Source organism: Aureisphaera galaxeae, assembly GCF_028561275.1.
GTDB lineage: Bacteria > Bacteroidota > Bacteroidia > Flavobacteriales > Flavobacteriaceae > Aureisphaera > Aureisphaera galaxeae.
In genome coordinates this window covers 676,977-696,518 of sequence record NZ_JAQQTF010000002.1, presented here as the reverse complement: position 1 = coordinate 696,518, position 19,542 = coordinate 676,977, and the positions used below count along the sequence as shown (strand labels likewise).

10 protein-coding genes are annotated in these 19,542 nt (G+C 43.1%); all 10 read left to right on the top strand.

Features of this window, described 5'->3' with window-relative positions:
• Positions 1-6: 6 nt before the first annotated feature.
• The 10 genes from POV27_RS03010 to POV27_RS02965 all read left to right on the top strand — a co-directional run bounded on the left by POV27_RS03010 (position 7) and on the right by POV27_RS02965 (position 19,540).
• Positions 7-1,617: a RagB/SusD family nutrient uptake outer membrane protein gene (locus POV27_RS03010; protein ID WP_272861246.1), complete on the top strand. Its 1,611-nt coding sequence runs from the start codon at positions 7-9 to the stop codon at positions 1,615-1,617.
• A 92-nt stretch (positions 1,618-1,709) separates the two neighbouring features.
• Positions 1,710-5,003, top strand: coding sequence for a VCBS repeat-containing protein (locus tag POV27_RS03005; protein WP_272861245.1), 3,294 nt, complete (start codon positions 1,710-1,712; stop codon positions 5,001-5,003).
• Between the two features lie 3 nt (positions 5,004-5,006).
• Entirely contained in the window at positions 5,007-8,372 is a 3,366-nt protein-coding gene (locus tag POV27_RS03000) for a VCBS repeat-containing protein (protein ID WP_272861244.1), read from the top strand.
• A complete protein-coding gene (locus POV27_RS02995) occupies positions 8,365-11,613 on the top strand; it encodes a VCBS repeat-containing protein (protein ID WP_272861243.1) in 3,249 nt (1,082 codons plus the stop codon). The genes POV27_RS03000 and POV27_RS02995 overlap by 8 nt, the downstream gene beginning before the upstream one ends.
• A 5-nt stretch (positions 11,614-11,618) precedes the next feature.
• Positions 11,619-12,959: a vanadium-dependent haloperoxidase gene (locus POV27_RS02990; protein WP_272861242.1), complete on the top strand. Its 1,341-nt coding sequence runs from the start codon at positions 11,619-11,621 to the stop codon at positions 12,957-12,959.
• 16 nt (positions 12,960-12,975) lie between these two features.
• Complete coding sequence (locus POV27_RS02985) at positions 12,976-13,869, top strand: GyrI-like domain-containing protein (RefSeq protein WP_272861241.1); 894 nt, start codon at positions 12,976-12,978, stop codon at positions 13,867-13,869.
• Between the two features lie 69 nt (positions 13,870-13,938).
• On the top strand, positions 13,939-16,074 hold the full coding sequence (locus POV27_RS02980; RefSeq protein ID WP_272861240.1) for a glycoside hydrolase family 97 protein: 2,136 nt from the start codon (positions 13,939-13,941) through the stop codon (positions 16,072-16,074).
• Position 16,075: 1 nt separating this feature from the next.
• Positions 16,076-17,242: a glycoside hydrolase 100 family protein gene (locus POV27_RS02975; protein WP_272861239.1), complete on the top strand. Its 1,167-nt coding sequence runs from the start codon at positions 16,076-16,078 to the stop codon at positions 17,240-17,242.
• Between the two features lie 5 nt (positions 17,243-17,247).
• On the top strand, positions 17,248-17,904 hold the full coding sequence (locus POV27_RS02970) for a uridine kinase family protein (protein WP_272861238.1): 657 nt from the start codon (positions 17,248-17,250) through the stop codon (positions 17,902-17,904).
• Entirely contained in the window at positions 17,897-19,540 is a 1,644-nt protein-coding gene (locus tag POV27_RS02965; RefSeq protein WP_272861237.1) for an MFS transporter, read from the top strand. Before POV27_RS02970 ends, POV27_RS02965 begins: the two co-directional genes overlap by 8 nt.
• Positions 19,541-19,542 lie beyond the last annotated feature (2 nt).

The following is a 19,542-nucleotide window of genomic DNA, read 5'->3' as shown; positions in this document are numbered from 1 at the left end:
GCAACTATGAAAAGTATTAAGTTGAAAAACAGCATTCGCCTCTTCGCAGGTGTATTGACATTGACTTTCCTTCTGGGCTCATGTACGGATCTTGAAGTGGAAGAGACAGACTCTATTAACGATCCTGGTTTTATCGGTATTGCAGACCCTGCAACCTTTATCGATGGTATCTACAATGGATTGAACGGTCGTATTGGAGACCAAGCAAACTTATTTGCCATTAGTGAGGTTACTACAGACGAATTCTTGATTCCTACAAGAGGTTCCGACTGGGGTGACAACGGTATCTGGAGACAGTTACACCAACACAACTGGCAAACAGACCACGCTTTCATCACCAATACTTGGAACCAGTGGAACCAAACCCACTTTGCTGCTACGCAGCTACTATCTCCATTAACTACGTTGTCTAGCAACCAAGAAACTGGAGAAGCGCAATTCTTGCGTGCATTGGGGTATTGGGTAATTTTGGACAACTTTGGGCAAATCCCAATTCGTGATCCAGAAGCTTCCCTTTTGGAAGATCCTGAAGTGATCCGTGGTGAAGTAGCTGTTAACGCTATCATCTCAGATCTTGAAGGTGCTATTGGGAATTTAACTGCAGGAGGACCTGGTACTACAAATAACCGTGGAACCAAAGCCGCCGCTCGATACCTATTGGCAAAAGTGCTATTGAACAAGCACATTTATGTAGGTGGAAGTCCTAATGGAGCAGACATGAACCGCGTAGTTAGCCTTGTAGACGATATTGCTGCCGAAGGGTACCAATTACAAGCAGGTTACTTCGATATCTTTAGAGAAACTTCAGATAGTGAAACTATTCTATTTTTGGAAACCTCAGTAGGTAACCGTATCTGGAATGGACTTCACTACAACCAAGCTCCTGAAATTGCAGGAGGTGGATGGAACGGATTCTCTACCCTTGCAGAGTTCTATGATCTTTTCGAAGGAGATGCCAACATCAACGAACCTGGAAGCGGTCAGGAAGAGCGTCGTGGATTCGTACCTACAGCTGGTGAAACGTTTACCGGTGAAGCAGGTACAGAAGAGTCTGGTGACTTCCCTGGATTTGTATCGGGATCTAACGTTGGATTCGGATTCCTAATCGGACAGCAGTACGAAATCAATGGAACTCCATTGACCGAACGTGGAGGTGCGCCACTAACATTTAAGCGTGACTTCACCGACGGAGATGGTAACATCAACTTGATTAATAATGATGAAACTACTGGTATCCGTGTAATGAAGTACAACCCACGTTACGGTGGATTTACCAACCACGAGATTTTCTTCCGGTATGCAGATGCTCACCTTATGAAAGCCGAGGCTGTTATGCGAGGCGGTGGAGATGCTACTGGATTGGTGAACGAACTACGTGTATTAAGAGGTGCTTCTCCTCTAGGTTCTGTATCAGAACAAGATATGTTAGACGAGAGAGGACGTGAGCTATACGCAGAATTCTGGAGAAGAAACGATATGATTCGTTTCGGACAGTACACCAGAGACTGGGCACTTAAAGACCCAGGAGCTGTTGGTGACGCCAACTTGAATCTATTCCCGATTCCTGCGAGCCAGATCATCCTTAACCCTAACCTTGAGCAAAACCCAGGTTACTAGGATTATCTGATATAAATTTATTGATATAAAAGAGGATTAGTTGCTAATCCTCTTTTATATTTATTCTACCATTAGGCAAACGTAATTTCTAGGTGAATAAAACCTATATCCCCATATTATTGCTATTCGTGCTGTTTGTATCCTGCTCTAAAGAGACAGGCGAAAAACGTTTTGTACTTAAGGAAAATACAGGGATAGATTTCTCCAACACCCTACAAAGCACACCCCAATTAAACATCCTTAACTACCTCTATTTTTACAATGGGGCCGGAGTTGCCCTTGCCGATTTTGATAATGATGGATTGTTGGATGTTTATTTTACCTCCAATCAAGAAAGTGACAAACTATACCTTAACCAAGGAAACCTCAATTTTACAGACATTACCCAACAAGCCAATATCGACAATGCTACGGGATGGACTACTGGCGTCACAACGGTAGATATTAACCAAGATGGGCTATTGGACATTTATATTTCTAAGGTAAGTGGGCATTTAGACCTAACAGGGGAAAACCAATTGTACATTAATGAAGGGGTCAAAGATGGCGTTCCTTATTTTTCAGAACAAGCGGCAGAATTTGGTTTAGATCAGGCAAGCTTGGGAACCCAAGCTGCATTCTTCGACTACGATCTCGATGGCGATTTGGACGCCTATGTCATGAATCATACGTTAAACCCCAATACGAATTTCGGGAGGGGAACCCTCCGCTTTCGCAATGATTCACTCATTGGGGACAAATTGCTCCAAAACCAAGAAGGTGAATTCGTGGACGTATCTAAAGAAGCGAATATCCTACAAAACAACATAAGCTTCGGATTGGGACTTGCCATTAGTGATTTGAACAACGATGGCTATCCTGACATCTACGTAGGCAACGATTTTTTTGAAAACGACTATTGCTATATCAATCAGAAGGACGGAACCTTTAAGGAACTGAACTCAACCGAGTCCTTGCTTGGGCATTCCACCCATTTTTCTATGGGAAATGACATTGCCGATGTAGACAACAACGGTTTCCCCGACATTATTTCCATGGATATGCTCCCCGAAGATTTGGAAACCTTAAAATCTGCTGGGACCGAATACAATTATCCCATTTACCAAAACCAATTGCGGTATGGATACGAACCGCAATTCATGCAAAACACCTTGCACCTCAACTTCGACAACCTTCAATTTTCGGAAAATGCCTTTTTATATGGCGTAGCAGCATCCGAATGGTCCTGGGCTCCCCTACTGGCTGATTTCGACAATGATGGAAAGAAAGATCTGTACATTACCAATGGTATTCTTGGGGCTACCAACGATATGGACTTCGTGAATTTTATCGCCAACGATAACATTCAGAAAAGACTGGGATCCCGAATGACGGAACAGGAAATGGAGTTCATCAAAATCCTTCCACAAAAGAAAACGGCGAACTACTTTTTTAGGAATGAACACGGCCAGCTCAAAAATACCACCAATGATTGGTTCGAAGAAAAACTGTCCTTTAGTAATGGGGCCGCGTACGGAGATCTAGACAACGACGGAGATCTGGATCTTGTAGTAAACAATGTGAACGAGCCTGCTTTCGTATTGGAAAATACCACACAGAAGAATGACGGCAACTCCAATCATCTACTAATACGATTCCAAGGAACTGGCAGCAACACCATGGGTATTGGAGCCAAAATCAAAGTATTTGTTGGAGACGAAATCCAATCTTTCGAAAACTATACAACCCGGGGATTTCAATCGGCTATCGCACCCGAAGTTTTTGTAGGCTTAGGGGATAAAACCACCGTAGATTCCCTTCAGGTTATTTGGTCTAACGGATCTTTTCAAACACTCAAAAATCCAACCGTCAATGGTATCCTTACGTTAAAACAAAGTGATGCTTCGGGAAATTATTATGACACCCCCATTTCTCAAGCTAAAACCATACTTACGAATACTGAAAGCCCCATTCCCTTTCAACACAAGGATAATGTTTCAATAGAATTCAGTCGTAATCCACTCATTCCTTTCGCAAACACCAACGATAGTGGTGCTATCATTACTGGAGATTTGAACAACGACAATCTCGACGACCTTATCGCTTTGGGCGGTAAGTTTCAAGCTACGGAAGTATGGCGCCAACTAGAGGATGGCACTTTCGAAAGAGGGAAGTTACCAGACGCAGAGGAAACCTCCGTTAACGAAGACACCCATGCTGTAGTGTTCGATGCCAATGGAGATGGAGCCAACGACCTTCTAATTGTGAGTGGCGGAAATGAATTCAGAAAAGGAAAGGCCTTGCAACCTAGATTGTACATTCAACTAAACGGGAAAATGGTTCGGGATACAGTTCAATTTAACACTACTGAATTGCACGCCTCCAAGGTAACCGTAGTAGATTTTGACAATGACAATGATATGGATGTTTGTATAACATCCAATGTGCTGGCCCATCAATTCGGAGCCACGCCTCAGCAATATATTTTCGTGAACAATGGCAACGCAGACTTTACGGATCATACCGAGACCATTTCGAAGGAATTTCGACAGATCGGAAATGTGAAGGACGTCCACTGGATCGACTTGGATGGCAACGGCTTTAAAGACGCTGTTGTTTCTGGGTATTGGATGCCCCTTTCCATCTTTTTCAACGACGGAAAAACACTGACGCTTTCAAAAGGCAATGGACTGGAGTCTACAAATGGTTGGTGGAACACTGTAAGCGTTGCAGATTTCGATCAGGATGGCGATTATGATATCCTAGCAGGCAATTGGGGGCTAAATACCCGCCTAAGCGCATCCGAAAATGAACCGATTACCCTTTACAGAAATGACTTTGATAATAATGGAAAAGTAGACCCCATACTCACCTACTTTTATCAGGGAACAGAAACCATGTTAGCTACAAAGGATGAACTGGCCAAACAGCTACCCGTCATTAACAAAAACTACCTTTCGTACAAGGACTTCGCAGAGGCCAACGTAAACGATGTATTGCCTATAAAAAACACTCCCAAAGGAGGGATTAAAAAAGTGTTCCAATTAGGCTCCACATATTTTGAAAACCAAGGTGATAATACTTATATTTCGCATCTACTTCCTATGGAAGCCCAAGTTTCTACTGTGAATGATGTAATGATAGATGATATGAATAACGATGGCTATCTAGATGCACTTTTGGTTGGAAATAATTTTGAAGTAAGTACCCAAATCGGAAGATTGGATGCCTCCCATGGTGTACTGTTGCTCAACGACGCTAAGGGATTTTTTACTCAGGTAGAAAACCAAGGATTTTCGAGCAATGGCGCCTGTAGAAACATTGAAAAACTAACTCTAGGAAACAAACTATATTATATAGTGGGAAGAAATAATAGCACTCCCCTATTCCTAAAAAAAGAACAGTAAACTATGCAGTTGTATACCGTCCCACATAGAAAGTTTTGGTTTATTGCCTCTTTCCTCATTCTGCTCAACTCTTGCGGTGATTCGGAAACGGAGAAAAAAGATGTCACAGATGAACAAACAGAAGCTCTTTTTACCCTACTTCCTGGTGATGAAACGGGTGTTTCTTTTCTGAATTTTGTTGAAAATCAGAAGAACTTCAACATCTTCAAATACCGTAACTTCTATAATGGAGGTGGTGTGGCCATTGGTGATATTAATAACGATGGACTCTCCGACATTTACTTCACCGCCAATATGGGCCCCAACAAGCTCTATTTGAATAAAGGTGATTGGAAATTCGAAGATATTTCCGAAAGTGCTGGCGTCGTTGGAAACAAGCCCTGGTCCACCGGAGTAGTCATGGCCGATGTAAATGCAGATGGTCTATTAGATATCTACGTGAGCAATGCTGGAAATATGGAAGGCAACAACCATGATAATGATCTGTATATAAACAACGGCGACCTCACCTTTACCGAAAGTGCCAAGGAATACAATTTGGCCGAAACCGGATTCTCTACCCATGCATCCTTTTTCGACTATGACAAGGACGGAGATCTCGATGCCTATATACTTAATAACAGCAATATTCCCGTGAGCAGTCTGGGTTACGCCGAACAACGCGAAAAGCGAGCCCAGAACTGGGAAAATGTACCACATATCTTCAGAGGAGTTGGAGATTTACTCATGCGAAACGACAATGGCGTCTTTACCGATGTAAGTGAAGAAGCTGGAATCTACGGAAGTCTTATCGGTTTCGGATTGGGTGTAATGATTACCGACATAAATCACGATCTATATCCGGACATCTATGTCTCCAACGATTTTTACGAAAGGGATTACCTCTACATCAACAATCAGGACGGTACATTTACCGAAGACGTTAAAAACTGGACCTCCCGACTCTGCCTTTCGGCCATGGGAGTGGACATTTCGGACATTAACAACGACGGGCTTCAGGATATTTTTATTACCGACATGCTCCCGGAAGAAGAAGAGCGCGTAAAATCCGTGATGGAATTTGACGGTTACAACGTGTTCAAACTGAAACAGAGTAAGGATTTTTATCAGCAGTACATTCAGAACACGCTACAGATAAACAATGGAAACGGATCTTTTTCTGAAGTTGCCTACCACAGTGGCGTAGAAGCGACTGATTGGAGCTGGGCCGGGCTTATGTTCGATATGGACAATGATGGCTACCGTGACATTTACGTAACTAACGGAATTAACCACGACCTTACCGATCTCGATTTTGTCGATTTCTTCGCCAATGAAATCATTCAGAAAATGGCATTGACAGGTAAAAAGCAGGCAATCGACTCCATTATCGATAAAATGCCCATAAAACCCCTGCCCAATTATGCCTTCCACAACAATAAAGACATCACCTTTACCGATCTGGCTGCAGATTGGGGATTGGGAACTCCGAGTATGTCCAACGGAGCAGCGTACGGTGACTTAGACAATGACGGTGATCTCGATTTGGTGGTGAACAACGTAAATATGGAGGCCTTTCTCTATCGCAACAACACCAGCGACGTAACCGAGAATAACTACATCAAGCTGACGTTTGAAGGAGGCGAAAAGAATCCTTTTGCCATTGGAACCAAGGTAACGATGTATCATTCTGATGAAATTATCACTCAGGAGTTGGTACCTTCCCGTGGATTTCAATCTTCCATGGAATACGATATGACTATTGGATTGGGTGAAGTTTCCTCCATAGATTCTCTGCGCGTTGTTTGGCCGAACGATAAAACGGCACTGCTAACGAATGTTGAAGCCAATCAGACACTTGCCTTGAAGCAAGAGGATGCAACGGACACCTATGCTCCAGTGAAGGAAACATATAACACCTTGTTAAAGGAAATTCCGAATACCACTTTGGTAACACACAAAGAAAACGCCTATAATGACTTCGATTATGAAGGATTGATTTACCAAAAACTTTCCGAAGAAGGACCGGCCATGGCCATTGGCGATGTTAACGGTGATGGAAATGATGATATATTCCTTGGAGGTGCCCAAGGGCAATCGGGAACACTCTACCTGCATTCTGGGAAGGGTAACCTGAAGCTAAAGTCGCAACCTGTATTTAATACGGATGCCTCTTTAGAAGATGTAGTAGCCACTTTCTTTGACGCCGACGCCGATGGTGACTTGGACCTTATCGTAGGGACTGGTGGAAATCAGGTAGGGGCTGAGAATAAATACGTTCCTCGTTTATACTTGAATGATGGCCAAGGCAATTTCGCGAAGTCAGAAACAGTACTTCCGTCCACCTTTCAGAACATCTCAACCATAGCACCCCATGATTTCGATGCGGATGGCGATGTAGACCTATTCATTGGTTCGCGAAGCGTAGTAGGCATCTACGGAGTGACTCCCAAGCATCTTTTCTTGGAAAACAATGGAGACGGCACCTTTACCGATGCCACACAGCGTTTGGCTTACGACACCAAAGACCTAGGCATGGTCACCGATGCAGAGTGGATCGATGTGGATGGGGATAACAAAAAAGATCTAGTGACAACGACCGATTGGGGCGGAGTGAAAGTATTCAAAAATTCCGGACGCCGATTGAGTCCAAAAGCGACCATGCTCGATAGTCTTACCGGATGGTGGAAAACGGTAGCTGCTTCCGATTTGGATCAGGATGGGGATTTAGACTTGATTCTAGGAAACGAAGGAAACAACATCCACTACCTACCTTCTAACGACACCCCCATGAAAATGTTCGTGAACGATTTTGACAACAACGGAACCATAGAACAGATCACTACCCTTCAGAAAAACGGGAAGGATTATCCCATTCATCAGAAAAAGGAATTGACCTCACAGATGGTATCCTTGAAAAAGCAGAACCTTAAGGCACGCGAATATTCTACACGTGCTATCGACGAGCTATTTGCTCAAGAAATCATAGACCGTTCCATAGTTCGCGAGGTGAATACCCCAGAATCTGTAATCGCTATTAATGATGGAAACGGTAACTTCAGCATTAAAAAATTACCTGCACGTGTGCAGCTTTCCTGTGTCTGCGGCATTGCTTGTACCGATGTAAACGGTGACGGCCTTACCGACTTGATCATGGGAGGAAATAATTTCGAATTCAAACCCCAATATTCGCAGTTAGATGCCAGTTACGGAAATATCCTTTTAAACAAGGGGGATTTCAACTTCGAGTGGCAGGACTACAATACCAGTGGATTCTTCGTGAAAGGTGAAATGAAGTACTTGGCCGCCTTTAAGGACAAAGATGGAAACAGTTTCTACATTGGAGCCATCAATAATGGAACCCCAAAAATCTTTGCCCATAATGAATAGAGTCTTACTCCTAGTCTTCGGACTTTTATCGCTAGTAGGCTGTCAAGAGAAGGCCGTTCTCTTCGATTCTTTAGAAAGTGAAGATACGGGCCTTATTTTCGAAAATACCATTACCGAAACGGACGACCTCAACATTATCGACTATCTATATTTCTATAATGGCGGTGGTGTGGCCGTGGGTGACATTAATGTAGATGGCTTGCCAGATATATTCTTGTCTGGAAATCAAGTAGGAAACAAACTCTACCTAAACAAAGGCAACTTTCAATTCGAAGACATTACCGAAAAAGCCGGCGTTGCCGGAAATAGCACTTGGAATACTGGTGCGGTGATGGGGGATGTAAATGGCGACGGACTATTAGACATTTACGTCTGCGCTGTGGTAGGTATCCTAGGATTCGATGGTCATAACGAACTCTACATTAACAATGGAGACGACACTTTCACAGAAAGTTCGGCTGCCTATGGATTAGATCATGATTCCTATAGCTCGAATGCTACTTTCTTAGACTACGATTTGGATGGTGATCTGGATATTTACTTGCTGAATCACGCTGTACATACCCAAGAATCCTTCGGAAAGGTAGACCTACGATATAAACGCAATTATGAAACCGGAGACAAACTGCTCAGAAACGACGGCGGAACATTTACCGATGTGAGTGAAGAAGCAGGAATTTATGGAGGCGTAAACAGCTACGGTCTTGGATTGGCAGTTTCGGACTTTAACAACGACGGCTGGCCCGATCTTTATATCGGTAATGACTTCCACGAGGATGACTATTATTACATCAATAATCAGGATGGGACGTTTACCGATCAGATGCGGGAATATTTCGGACATACTTCCCGATTTTCCATGGGAAATGACGTAGCCGATGTGAATCGCGATGGTTGGCCCGATCTTATTTCCTTGGACATGCTTCCCGAAGATGAAAAGGTGTTAAAAGCATCGGAAGGTGATGATAACTTCCAAATCCTGAAATTACGAACGGAGAACTACGGGTATCATTACCAATACACCCGGAACATGCTGTTCCTGAATCAGCAGGGCTATGACTATACCGAAACGGCTCCTTTGAGCGGAGTGGCGGCCACCGATTGGAGCTGGAGCGCCCTCTTTGCCGATTTCGATCAGGATAGTGAACAGGATCTCTTTATCTCTAACGGGATTGCCAAGCGACCCAATGATCTGGACTATATCAACTTTGTCTCCAACGAGCAGATTCAGAAAAAGATGGAATCTACACGACTCATGGACAAAGAAGCTTTGGAATTAATGCCTAAGGGAAATGTTCCTAATTACATTTTCAAGGGAATGGGCAATGCCTCGTTTTCGGATGAATCGGAACGATGGATACAAAGGGACTCCCTTATTTCGGGCGCCTCTGCCCTGGCAGATTTCGACGGTGATGGCGATTTGGATATTATTACACACAACCTGAATCGAAGTCCCATTATTTATGCGAACAAAACCGATGATAAAGCCAACTACCTGAAACTTTCATTGAATTACAATGGAAAGAATCCTTTCGGAATTGGCACCAAGGTATTTTCGTATCACAATGGGATTCAGCAATACAAGGAAATGTATACGGTACGGGGATTTCAGGCTTCTTCAGAACCCATCATCCATTTTGGGTATGGTGAAACTACAAAGGTGGATTCTTTAAAAATCGTTTGGCCCAACGGAACCTATCAGGTTATAACGAATGTCGATGTGAATCAGAAATTGGATATTCAGCCAGAAGGCACACAACCGTTCGATTACAATTCGCTTAAGCCTTCAGAAAAGACCTTATTCGAAAAGGCAGAAAACAATCTTTATTTGGACTTCACCCATGAGGAGGATCCTTATATCAATTTTCATCGCGAAAAACTGATTCCGTATCAGGTTTCCGATCGTGGTCCTGCTACGGCTGTAGGCGACTTTAATGGCGATGGAACTGATGATATTTTCTTTGGAGGGTCAAAATTCAAAGAGGCACAAATGTTTATGCAGGGTGATACGGCTTTTGCCGCATCTCCACAGACTATTTTTACTGAAAATAGAGTCACGGAAGACATAGATGCTGTAGTCGCCGATTTCAATAAAGACGGAAAGAACGATCTGTTTGTAGGTACTGGTGGAGGTGATTTTTCCGGAACGTCCCCTGCCCTACTCGATGCATTGTATACCCAAAGCGATACGACCTTCATTGCATCGAATCTACTGGAAATGTTTCAAAATGCCTCAGTCGTCGCTGCAGAGGATTATGATGGAGACGGAGATATGGACTTGTTTATAGGAAATCAGACCCTTACCAATAGATTCGGAACGCCAGGTGAGTCCTATTTCCTGAAGAATGAAGGTGGCACCTTTCAAATAGATCCCAACAATGCTCCTATGAGCATAGGAATGATTACCGATGCCCACTGGGTGGATGTCACTGGAGACGGAGTGAAGGACCTTGTGGTAGTAGGTGAATGGATGTCCCCAACCTTATTCGAAAATGTAAACGGAACCTTCACTCAGAAAGAATTGGGAGCTGAGCCATTAAATGGGCTATGGCAGTCGCTAACATCCTTCGATATAGATTCCGACGGTGATCAGGATTTGTTATTAGGGAATTGGGGAGAAAACTCCAAGTTTATCGCTTCCGAAAATTCTCCCATGAAGATGTATCTATACGACTTCGACAAGAATGGAAGAACAGAGACTATTGTTGCCACTCAAAAGAATGGGAATTATTATCCGTTGGAAGATTTTGATGAACTCACCTCGCAATTGGTATTCTTGAAGAAAAAATTCCCCGATTATAAGTCCTTTGCGGGGCAAACCATAGAAAACATATTTGAAAAAGGCGTTTTATCCGAAAGTACCCTGTTAGAGGTGCACACCCTCAAATCGGGCTATCTAAAGAACAATGCTGGAAGTTTCGAGTTTGTTCCTTTCGACAACCGATTGCAGGTGTCTCCTATCCTCTCTTTTTGTACTTTTGACTTTGACAACGACAACCAAAAAGAAGTGTTGGCCGCCGGAAACTATTTCGGTATAAAACCCTATCACGGAAGACTGGATTCTTTTTCTGGAGCATTGATAGAAAATGAAAATCCACCCGTGCTCGGGCATTTCCTAGGATTGGATTTGGCCCAAAAGTCGGTGCGCCACCTAAATATCATTGAACACCAAGGGAACAGCTATTTGCTAGTCACCTTCAACAATGAAAAAGCAGAAGTATACCTAATCAAAAAACCATAGAAAACATGCCTAAGATGATGATGCGATTTGGAAGTATTTTATCAGTTTGCCTACTGTTATTGGCATCCTGTAGCGAACCTCCCCAGCCTATTACCATAAGCCCGGATGACTTTCACAATTCGGTAGATAAAGTGACCGAAGTGATGATCCACGATATTTTTTCTCCACCCGTAGCCAGTAGGATTTATGCCTATCCCAATGTGGCGGCGTACGAAATCCTAGCGAGCCAATCGGATGATTTCAGTTCCTTGGCGGGTCAAATTAGTGATTTGGAAGCCATCCCAAAGACGGATAATCCCAATGTGAACTACGATTTGGCAGCACTCATTGCCCATATGGACGTGAGCAAACGATTGATTTTTTCGGAAGCCCGTATTGGAGCCTTCCAAGATAGTCTCTATGGCATTTGGAGTAAGACCAATGATGCCGAATTTCAAGCTTCTAAAAAATATGGGATGGAAGTGGCAGAACACATCGCCGCTTGGTTGGACAAAGACAACTACAAGCAAACGCGTACCATGCCCAAGTTTACAGTGCAAACGGAGGACCCTTCGCGTTGGCAACCTACACCTCCATCGTATATGGATGGTATAGAACCCCATTGGAATAAAATCCGCCCGTTCCTATTGGATTCCGCTTCTCAATTTAAACCTCTTCCGCCACCGCCCTTCTCTATGGACAAGGACAGTGATTTCTACAAGGAATTGGTAGAAGTGTATGACGTAAGCCAAGAGATTACCAAGAATGGAGATGATAGCGAAGAGATCGAAATTGCACAGTTTTGGGATTGCAACCCTTATGTTTCGGTAACCCGTGGTCACCTTATGTTCGCCACCAAAAAAATAACCCCAGGAGCGCATTGGATCGGTATCGCAAAGATCGCTACCAAGAAAGCGGATTATGATGTGATGAATACCATGTATACGTACACGCATACCTCCATGGCCATCGCAGATGCCTTTATTAGTTGCTGGGACGAAAAATACCGAAGCAATTTGGTACGTCCGGAGACTTTAATCAATGAGCACATGGATGACAGCTGGCAGCCCATTTTACAAACACCACCATTTCCAGAGTATGTAAGTGGACACTCCGTAGTTTCAGGAGCGGCTTCGGAAGTATTAACTGGAATTTTTGGAGATAATTTCTCTTTCAACGATAATACGGAAGTTCCTTACGGTCTTCCTATTCGCAATTTTAAATCCTTTAGGTTGGCCGCTGCAGAAGCTGCGGTAAGTCGACTGTATGGAGGAATCCACTATCGAGCGGCTATCGATAATGGCTTGGATCAAGGGAAAGCCCTTGGGCAACATTTTGTGAAAACCCTAGAAATGCGTAAAAACTAAACCCAGAGGCAACCTTATGGTGAAAAAAGCATTATTGACCTTCCTTGGCCTAGCTGTTTTAGCTGTACTGTGGTACTTGTTCATTAAGAGCTATGATTATCAGGTAAACTTTAAGGCCGAGACAACCGTTGGTACCGTAAATCAGTCGATTAAATCCTGGAACTCCTCCCTTAAAAATCACGAGCCTATCGTTCAGAAAAGCTTGGGGGAATTGGTGCAAACCATCAAAAAGGGAGATACCGTAAGAACCTATGTTTGGAACATTAAAAAGGTAGGCGATAATGAGGTTAAGGTAAGTGCCGGTATTATTGATGCCGAAAATGGGCTAAGGTACCGCACGCAGATTCCCTTCGGTGAATCGAAATTCGAAAAGGAATCTAAGGAACAGGTTCAGGAATTCTTTCAGAAACTGAATGAACATCTTAAAGAGATTAGGGTAACTATCGAAGGGGAAAGCGATACCCAAGCGAGTTTCTGTGCTTATATTCCGTTGAAGGGAATTCAGATAGAAAAAGCTAGAGGAATGATGAGCACCTACAATACGCTCACTGGTTTTATGATACAGGCCAATCTGGAACCGCGGGGAACACCTTTTGTGGAGGTTGAACGATGGGATCAGGAAAATGACAGCATTATCTATAATTTCTGCTTTCCTATTGTGCGTAGTGAGAATCTACCCGAGCACCCTGAAATTAGATATAAAAGGATCTTTTCCAAAAAGGCATTGAAAGCTACTTACAACGGAAATTACATTACTTCAGATAGGGCATGGTATGCGTTAGAAGAGTATGCGGAAGCCAATAATATTGAAGTTGATCTCACCCCATTGGAGGTGTTCTACAACAATCCCAATATGGGCGGTGATGAATTGAATTGGAAAGCCGAAATTTTCCTTCCCATAAAGGAATAGACTTCCTGTTTTTCCTATAGACTTACCGTATAATTTTCTTATCTTTAAGTAAGAGAAACTTATACTATTATGACTACGAATCGATTAGCAGCCCTGTTGTTGGCTACAGCAGGGGCAATCCTCTTTTCATGCCAACCCGAAACCCCTAATACAGAAGTAACCTCACCCAACGGATCCATCACTGCAAAAGTAGGTCTGTCAAACACCGGACAACTCTATTATCTAGTACAACATAAAGGTGCTACCGTTATCGATACGTCTTATATGAGTTTCGATGTAAAAGATCAGCCCAGTTTTAAAAGCGGTTTCAGTATTACCGCTTCCATAAGTGAAACCATAAACGAAGATTGGGAAATGCCTTGGGGCGAACAGCGCATGGTGAATAATCACTACAATGAATTGAAAATTTCATTGGAAGAAAATACGGTAACACCAAGAAAAATGAACTTGGTTTTCCGCGTTTATGACGACGGATTGGGCTTCCGCTACGAATTCCCAGAACAGGAAAGCGTTACCGAGCTGTTGATCATGGACGAGAATACCGAATTCAATTTAACAGGAGATCACGATACTTGGTGGTTACCGGGAGATTGGGATATTTACGAGCATTTATACAACGAATCCAAATTCTCGGAAATCGATGCCCTTTCCAAAGTTGGCAACCCTAATCTTATCGCTACCTACATCCCGGAAAATGCTGTGAATACTCCGGTTACCATGAAAACCCAGGACGGGTTGTATCTCAGTTTTCACGAAGCCGACCTTACCAACTATTCGGGGATGACACTTAAAGTAGACCCTTCTGGCCTAAAAATGACGAGTGAATTGGTCGGTTCCGAAATTTTAGGAGGTAAGGCAGAGGTTTCACTGCCTTTCTCTACACCTTGGCGAACGCTACAGATAGGGGAAAAACCAGGAGATTTAATCGAATCGAATTTATTGGTGAACCTCAACGATCCAAATGCCATTGGCGATGTAAGCTATTTTACTCCGATGAAGTATGTTGGAATCTGGTGGGAAATGCACATTGGTAAATCCACTTGGGACATGGAAGGAAGCCAAGACATGAATACCTACATAGAAGGTTCCAAAAACTCCAGTCGTCATGGCGCCACGACCGAAAATGCCAAGAAGTACGTTGATTTTGCAGCTGCGAATGGTATTAAGGGACTCTTGGTCGAAGGATGGAACACCGGTTGGGATCAATGGATCAACACCGAAGACCGTGAAGGCATTTTCGACTTTATGACGCCCTACCCTGATTATGATTTTGAAGAAGTCATGGCCTATGCCAAGGAAAAGGGCGTGGAAGTAATCATGCACCACGAAACCTCTGCCGCACCGAGAACTTATGAAAAGCAAATGGAAGAGGCCTACAATTTCATGAAAGAAAATGGCATGAACTCTGTAAAAACGGGCTATGTAGGTAAAATCATTCCTAAAGGAGAATACCATCATGGACAATGGATGGTGAACCACTACGAAAAGGTACTTCGCGAAGCCGCTGCCAAAAAAATTGCGATCAACGCTCACGAACCCATTAAAGCCACTGGGAAACGTCGCACCTATCCTAATGCCATTGCTCGCGAAGGACTCCGTGGACAGGAATTCAATGCATGGGCTAGTGATGGTGGAAATCCACCCAACCACTTACCCACCATTGCCTTTACGCGTATGTTGGGGGGACCTATCGACTTTACTCCAGGTGCTTTCAACATTAAATTCAACGAGTATAAAGAAGAGAACCAGGTCAATACGACACTTGCTCATCAGTTAGCATTGTATGTGGTGATTTATAGTCCAGTACAAATGGCCTGTGATTTGCCAGAACATTACACTGTTGATGGCCAACCGCACCCGGCTTTTCAGTTCATTACCGATGTGGGTGTGGATTGGGAACAATCGAAGGTATTGGATGGAGAGATCGGAGATTTTGTTACGATAGCTCGTGAAGAAAAGGAAAGCGGAAATTGGTTTGTGGGAGGAATCACCAACGAAGATAGCCGTATGCAAACGGTCGAACTCAGCTTCTTGCCACAAGGGAAGAAATATCAGGCTATGATCTACAAAGATGCCGCCGATGCCCATTGGAATGACAATCCGGAAGCCTATGAAATCGAAACGATGGAAGTAGATGCTTCTTCAAAAATCACAGTGAATTTAGCCCCTGGAGGTGGTTTTGCCATGAGTCTTATAAGTGAGTAACATGATCCAAGGATTTTCGGAGATATACGAAGATGCGGTTGCCCTATTAGAGGATTTATGCACTCCCGAAGGGATACTTGCCAGTACCATTGAGGCTGATAATTACAAACGAATTTGGGCTCGGGACAGCATTGTATGCGGATTGGCGGGTCTCAAAATTGGCAATGATACAGTTATTGAAGGACTTAAAAACTCGCTTCTTACCCTAGCGGATCACCAAAACGATTTGGGGATGATCCCTTCTAACGTGCTTCCCAAAGAAAACGATGTTTCCTATGGAAGTTTGGTAGGACGTATCGATGCGAACACATGGTTTGTTTTGGGATGCTGCATGTATTATCAAGAAACGAAAGACGAAAGCACTTGGCATATCCTTAGACCCAAAGTGGAAAAATGCCTTTCCTTTCTAAAGGCTACCGAATTTAATAACAAAGGATGGTTGTATACACCGTTGAGTGGAAATTGGGCCGACGAATATCCGGTTCATGGCTACACTTTGTATGATAACATGCTGCGCCTTTGGGGAGAAAATCTTTGGAATACTATTGCAGGAAAAGAACCTTTGGATTCGGATCGGGCCTTTCAGAATTTTTGGCCTTCCCATGAAACAGAGGAAGGACATGTCTATCATAAAACTGCTTTTCAACAATTGGATCCCGATTCCATTTTGCACTTTATCGCCTTTATGCTACCGGGCAAATACGACACCCGTTTCGACGCCGCTGGAAATGCGTTGGCCTTGCTTCAAACACGTTTGAATGCCCATCAAAAGGAAAAAATATCGCAGTTCATAGACACTTTAACTTCAGAGATTGGTTCGGCCTTGATTCCAGCCTTTTGGCCTATGATCACAGAGAAAAGTGAGGATTGGAATCTATTGGAAGGCAACTATTCCTTCAGTTTTAAAAATCACCCAGGCGCCTTTCACAATGGAGGAATCTGGCCGGTTTGGATGGGACTTTTCTGTTGGGGATTGGCCAAAAACGGCATGCATGGAGAAGTGAAGAACATCATTTCTACATTTGTCGATGTCGTAAGGGAAAAACCGGATTGGAATTTTCAGGAATACATCCATGGGAAGACATTGGCTTTGGGTGGTAAGACCCAAATGGGATATACCGCTTCGGGAATTGTTTTCATGAAATTAGCTTTACATCTTTCGGAATAATACCCATGATAGGTGACGACATTCAATATCATTCGGATTACGAATTGGCGGTGTCGCAATTGCTTCCATCTATTGAACAAAAACTAAAGGAACAGGAAAGAATCGTGATCGCCATTGGAGGTGAATCTGGGTGTGGAAAAAGCTCGTTGGCGAAGGTACTTTCCGTACAATTGGAGCAGTTAACAGGGACGGAGCCCTATACCCTGCATAGCGATGATTACTTCAAATTACCGCCAAAAGATAATCACGAGGCACGATTGAAAGATTTTTCTAGGATCGGTCCCGAGGAAGTGGATTTGGAGTTATTGGATACGCATTCAGAATTGTTTAAAAATGGGGTAAAAAACATTACCAAACCCTTGGTCGATTATGAAAAAAATGAAATTCTTAAAAAAACGATAACGATTTCGTTACGAAATTCGCTGATTATTGAGGGAACTTACGCGATTTTATTAAAAAATACAGATATTAGAGTGTTTATGGAGGCTACATTCCGTGACTCGGAAAATCGGAGAATTGGCCGTGATCGTGATCCCATAAATGAATTCAACAATAGGGTTCTTGAGAAAGAACATACAATCATAAAAGCGCATAGGGAATTGGCCGATTTTGTGATTTCCAAATCGCTTCAACTAACGTACAAGACCAAAAAATATGATTAAGAAACCGAGACTCTCCTTTTGGCAAATCTGGAATATGAATGTTGGATTCTTTGGGATTCAGTTTAGTTTCGGATTGCAACAAACAGCCGTTAACCCTATATTTTCTTTTTTAGGGGCAGATCATGGGGAACTCCCTCTCTTGAATTTAGCCGGTCCGGTAACGGGTTTGCTTATTCAACCAATCATAGGGGCCATAAGTGACAAAACTTGGCTGCCTAAATGGGGCGGTAGAAGAAAGCCTTTTTTCTTAATCGGTGCAATATTGGGAAGTCTGTGTTTGTTTGCTTTCCCTTTCAGTTCACATCTTTGGTTTGCCGTAGGTCTGTTATGGATTCTCGACGCTGCCAATAATACGGCCATGGAACCTTATCGCGCCTTTGTAGGGGACAAACTCAATGACGATCAGCTAACGTTTGGTTATCAGATGCAAAGTCTCTTTGTGGGTGCCGGAATTACCATCGCTAATTTCTCCTTATTCTTATTTCAGGATTGGTTCAGCGTTCCAGTGGACGAAGCAACAGCGCTCTGCAGCACTGCATCAGAATCGGTATCGGCTATTCCCAAATGGGTGTATTACTCCTTCTTTTTAGGCGCCATTGCTTCCATCACTACAGTACTTTGGTCCAACTGGAAAACACCCGAAATTCCGCCTTCTGAAGAAGAACTCGAGGAAATCAAGGAATTCAATAAGGACAAACCATCGCCATTAATCCAGATTTTAAGCGTTCTTTTTGTTATTCTCTCCCTTCCAACCGCTTTAGGATTTGCCATAGGCTATGCGGTTCCTAGCCTATTTGAGAATATTAACCTTTTGGTGATTATCATCCTCATTATTGCCATCATCTGGTTGTACTATCTCTATCGCCTGATAAAGAAGAATCCAGACAAACCAAGCATTAAAAAATTAGGGGATCTATTGAACCCTTTTATTGAAGCAGCCGACGCAATTGGGGAAATGCCCAAAATGATGTGGAAATTATCCGGTGTTTATTTCTTCCAATGGTATGCATTATTCATTTACTGGCAGTTTATTACCCCAATGCTACGATCTAGCTTTTTGGGTATTTCAAATGATGATCAGGAGAAGTTCGACGGTATTATGGAAGCCTGTAAAGCAGGTGAAGCGGTAAGTGCTGCTGACACCTCCTTTGCTCAAAATATTCAACTTTTATCGGAACAGGCGCTTGCACAAACAGGATTGATGAATGGAACCTATAATTTGGTTACTATGCTGGTAGCATTAGCACTGGTTCCCTTCGCCAAGAAATACGGTTCCCGATCGGTATATGTGAGCTGTCTGTTTTTATCAGCTGCAGCTATGATAAGCATGCCCTTCATTACAGATAAATACATGTTATTAGCTCCTATGGTGTTATTCGGAATAGGATGGGCTGCCATGATGGGTATTCCTTATTCTATGGTATCTAAAGTAATACCAGAGGATCGAAGAGGAGTTTATATGGGTATTGTAAACATGATGATTGTAATCCCCATGTTGATACAAACTGTTTCTTTTGGCCCCATAATTAAACATTTATTGGGTAATGATGCTGTAAACGCCATCATATTTGGTGGAGTTTTCTTTGCCATAGCAGCAATCCTTGCATTGCGACTAGGAGGATCTAAAACAGAATAGCG

Bases quoted from the DNA above. Each gene is read 5' to 3' on its own strand.
- POV27_RS03010 (WP_272861246.1), top strand. From the start codon at position 7: ATGAAAAGTATTAAGTTGAAAAACAGCATTCGCCTCTTCGCAGGTGTA.
- POV27_RS03000 (WP_272861244.1), top strand. From the start codon at position 5,007: ATGCAGTTGTATACCGTCCCACATAGAAAGTTTTGGTTTATTGCCTCT.
- POV27_RS02995 (WP_272861243.1), top strand. From the start codon at position 8,365: ATGAATAGAGTCTTACTCCTAGTCTTCGGACTTTTATCGCTAGTAGGC.
- POV27_RS02990 (WP_272861242.1), top strand. From the start codon at position 11,619: ATGCCTAAGATGATGATGCGATTTGGAAGTATTTTATCAGTTTGCCTA.
- POV27_RS02985 (WP_272861241.1), top strand. From the start codon at position 12,976: ATGGTGAAAAAAGCATTATTGACCTTCCTTGGCCTAGCTGTTTTAGCT.
- POV27_RS02980 (WP_272861240.1), top strand. From the start codon at position 13,939: ATGACTACGAATCGATTAGCAGCCCTGTTGTTGGCTACAGCAGGGGCA.
- POV27_RS02975 (WP_272861239.1), top strand. From the start codon at position 16,076: ATGATCCAAGGATTTTCGGAGATATACGAAGATGCGGTTGCCCTATTA.
- POV27_RS02970 (WP_272861238.1), top strand. From the start codon at position 17,248: ATGATAGGTGACGACATTCAATATCATTCGGATTACGAATTGGCGGTG.
- POV27_RS02965 (WP_272861237.1), top strand. From the start codon at position 17,897: ATGATTAAGAAACCGAGACTCTCCTTTTGGCAAATCTGGAATATGAAT.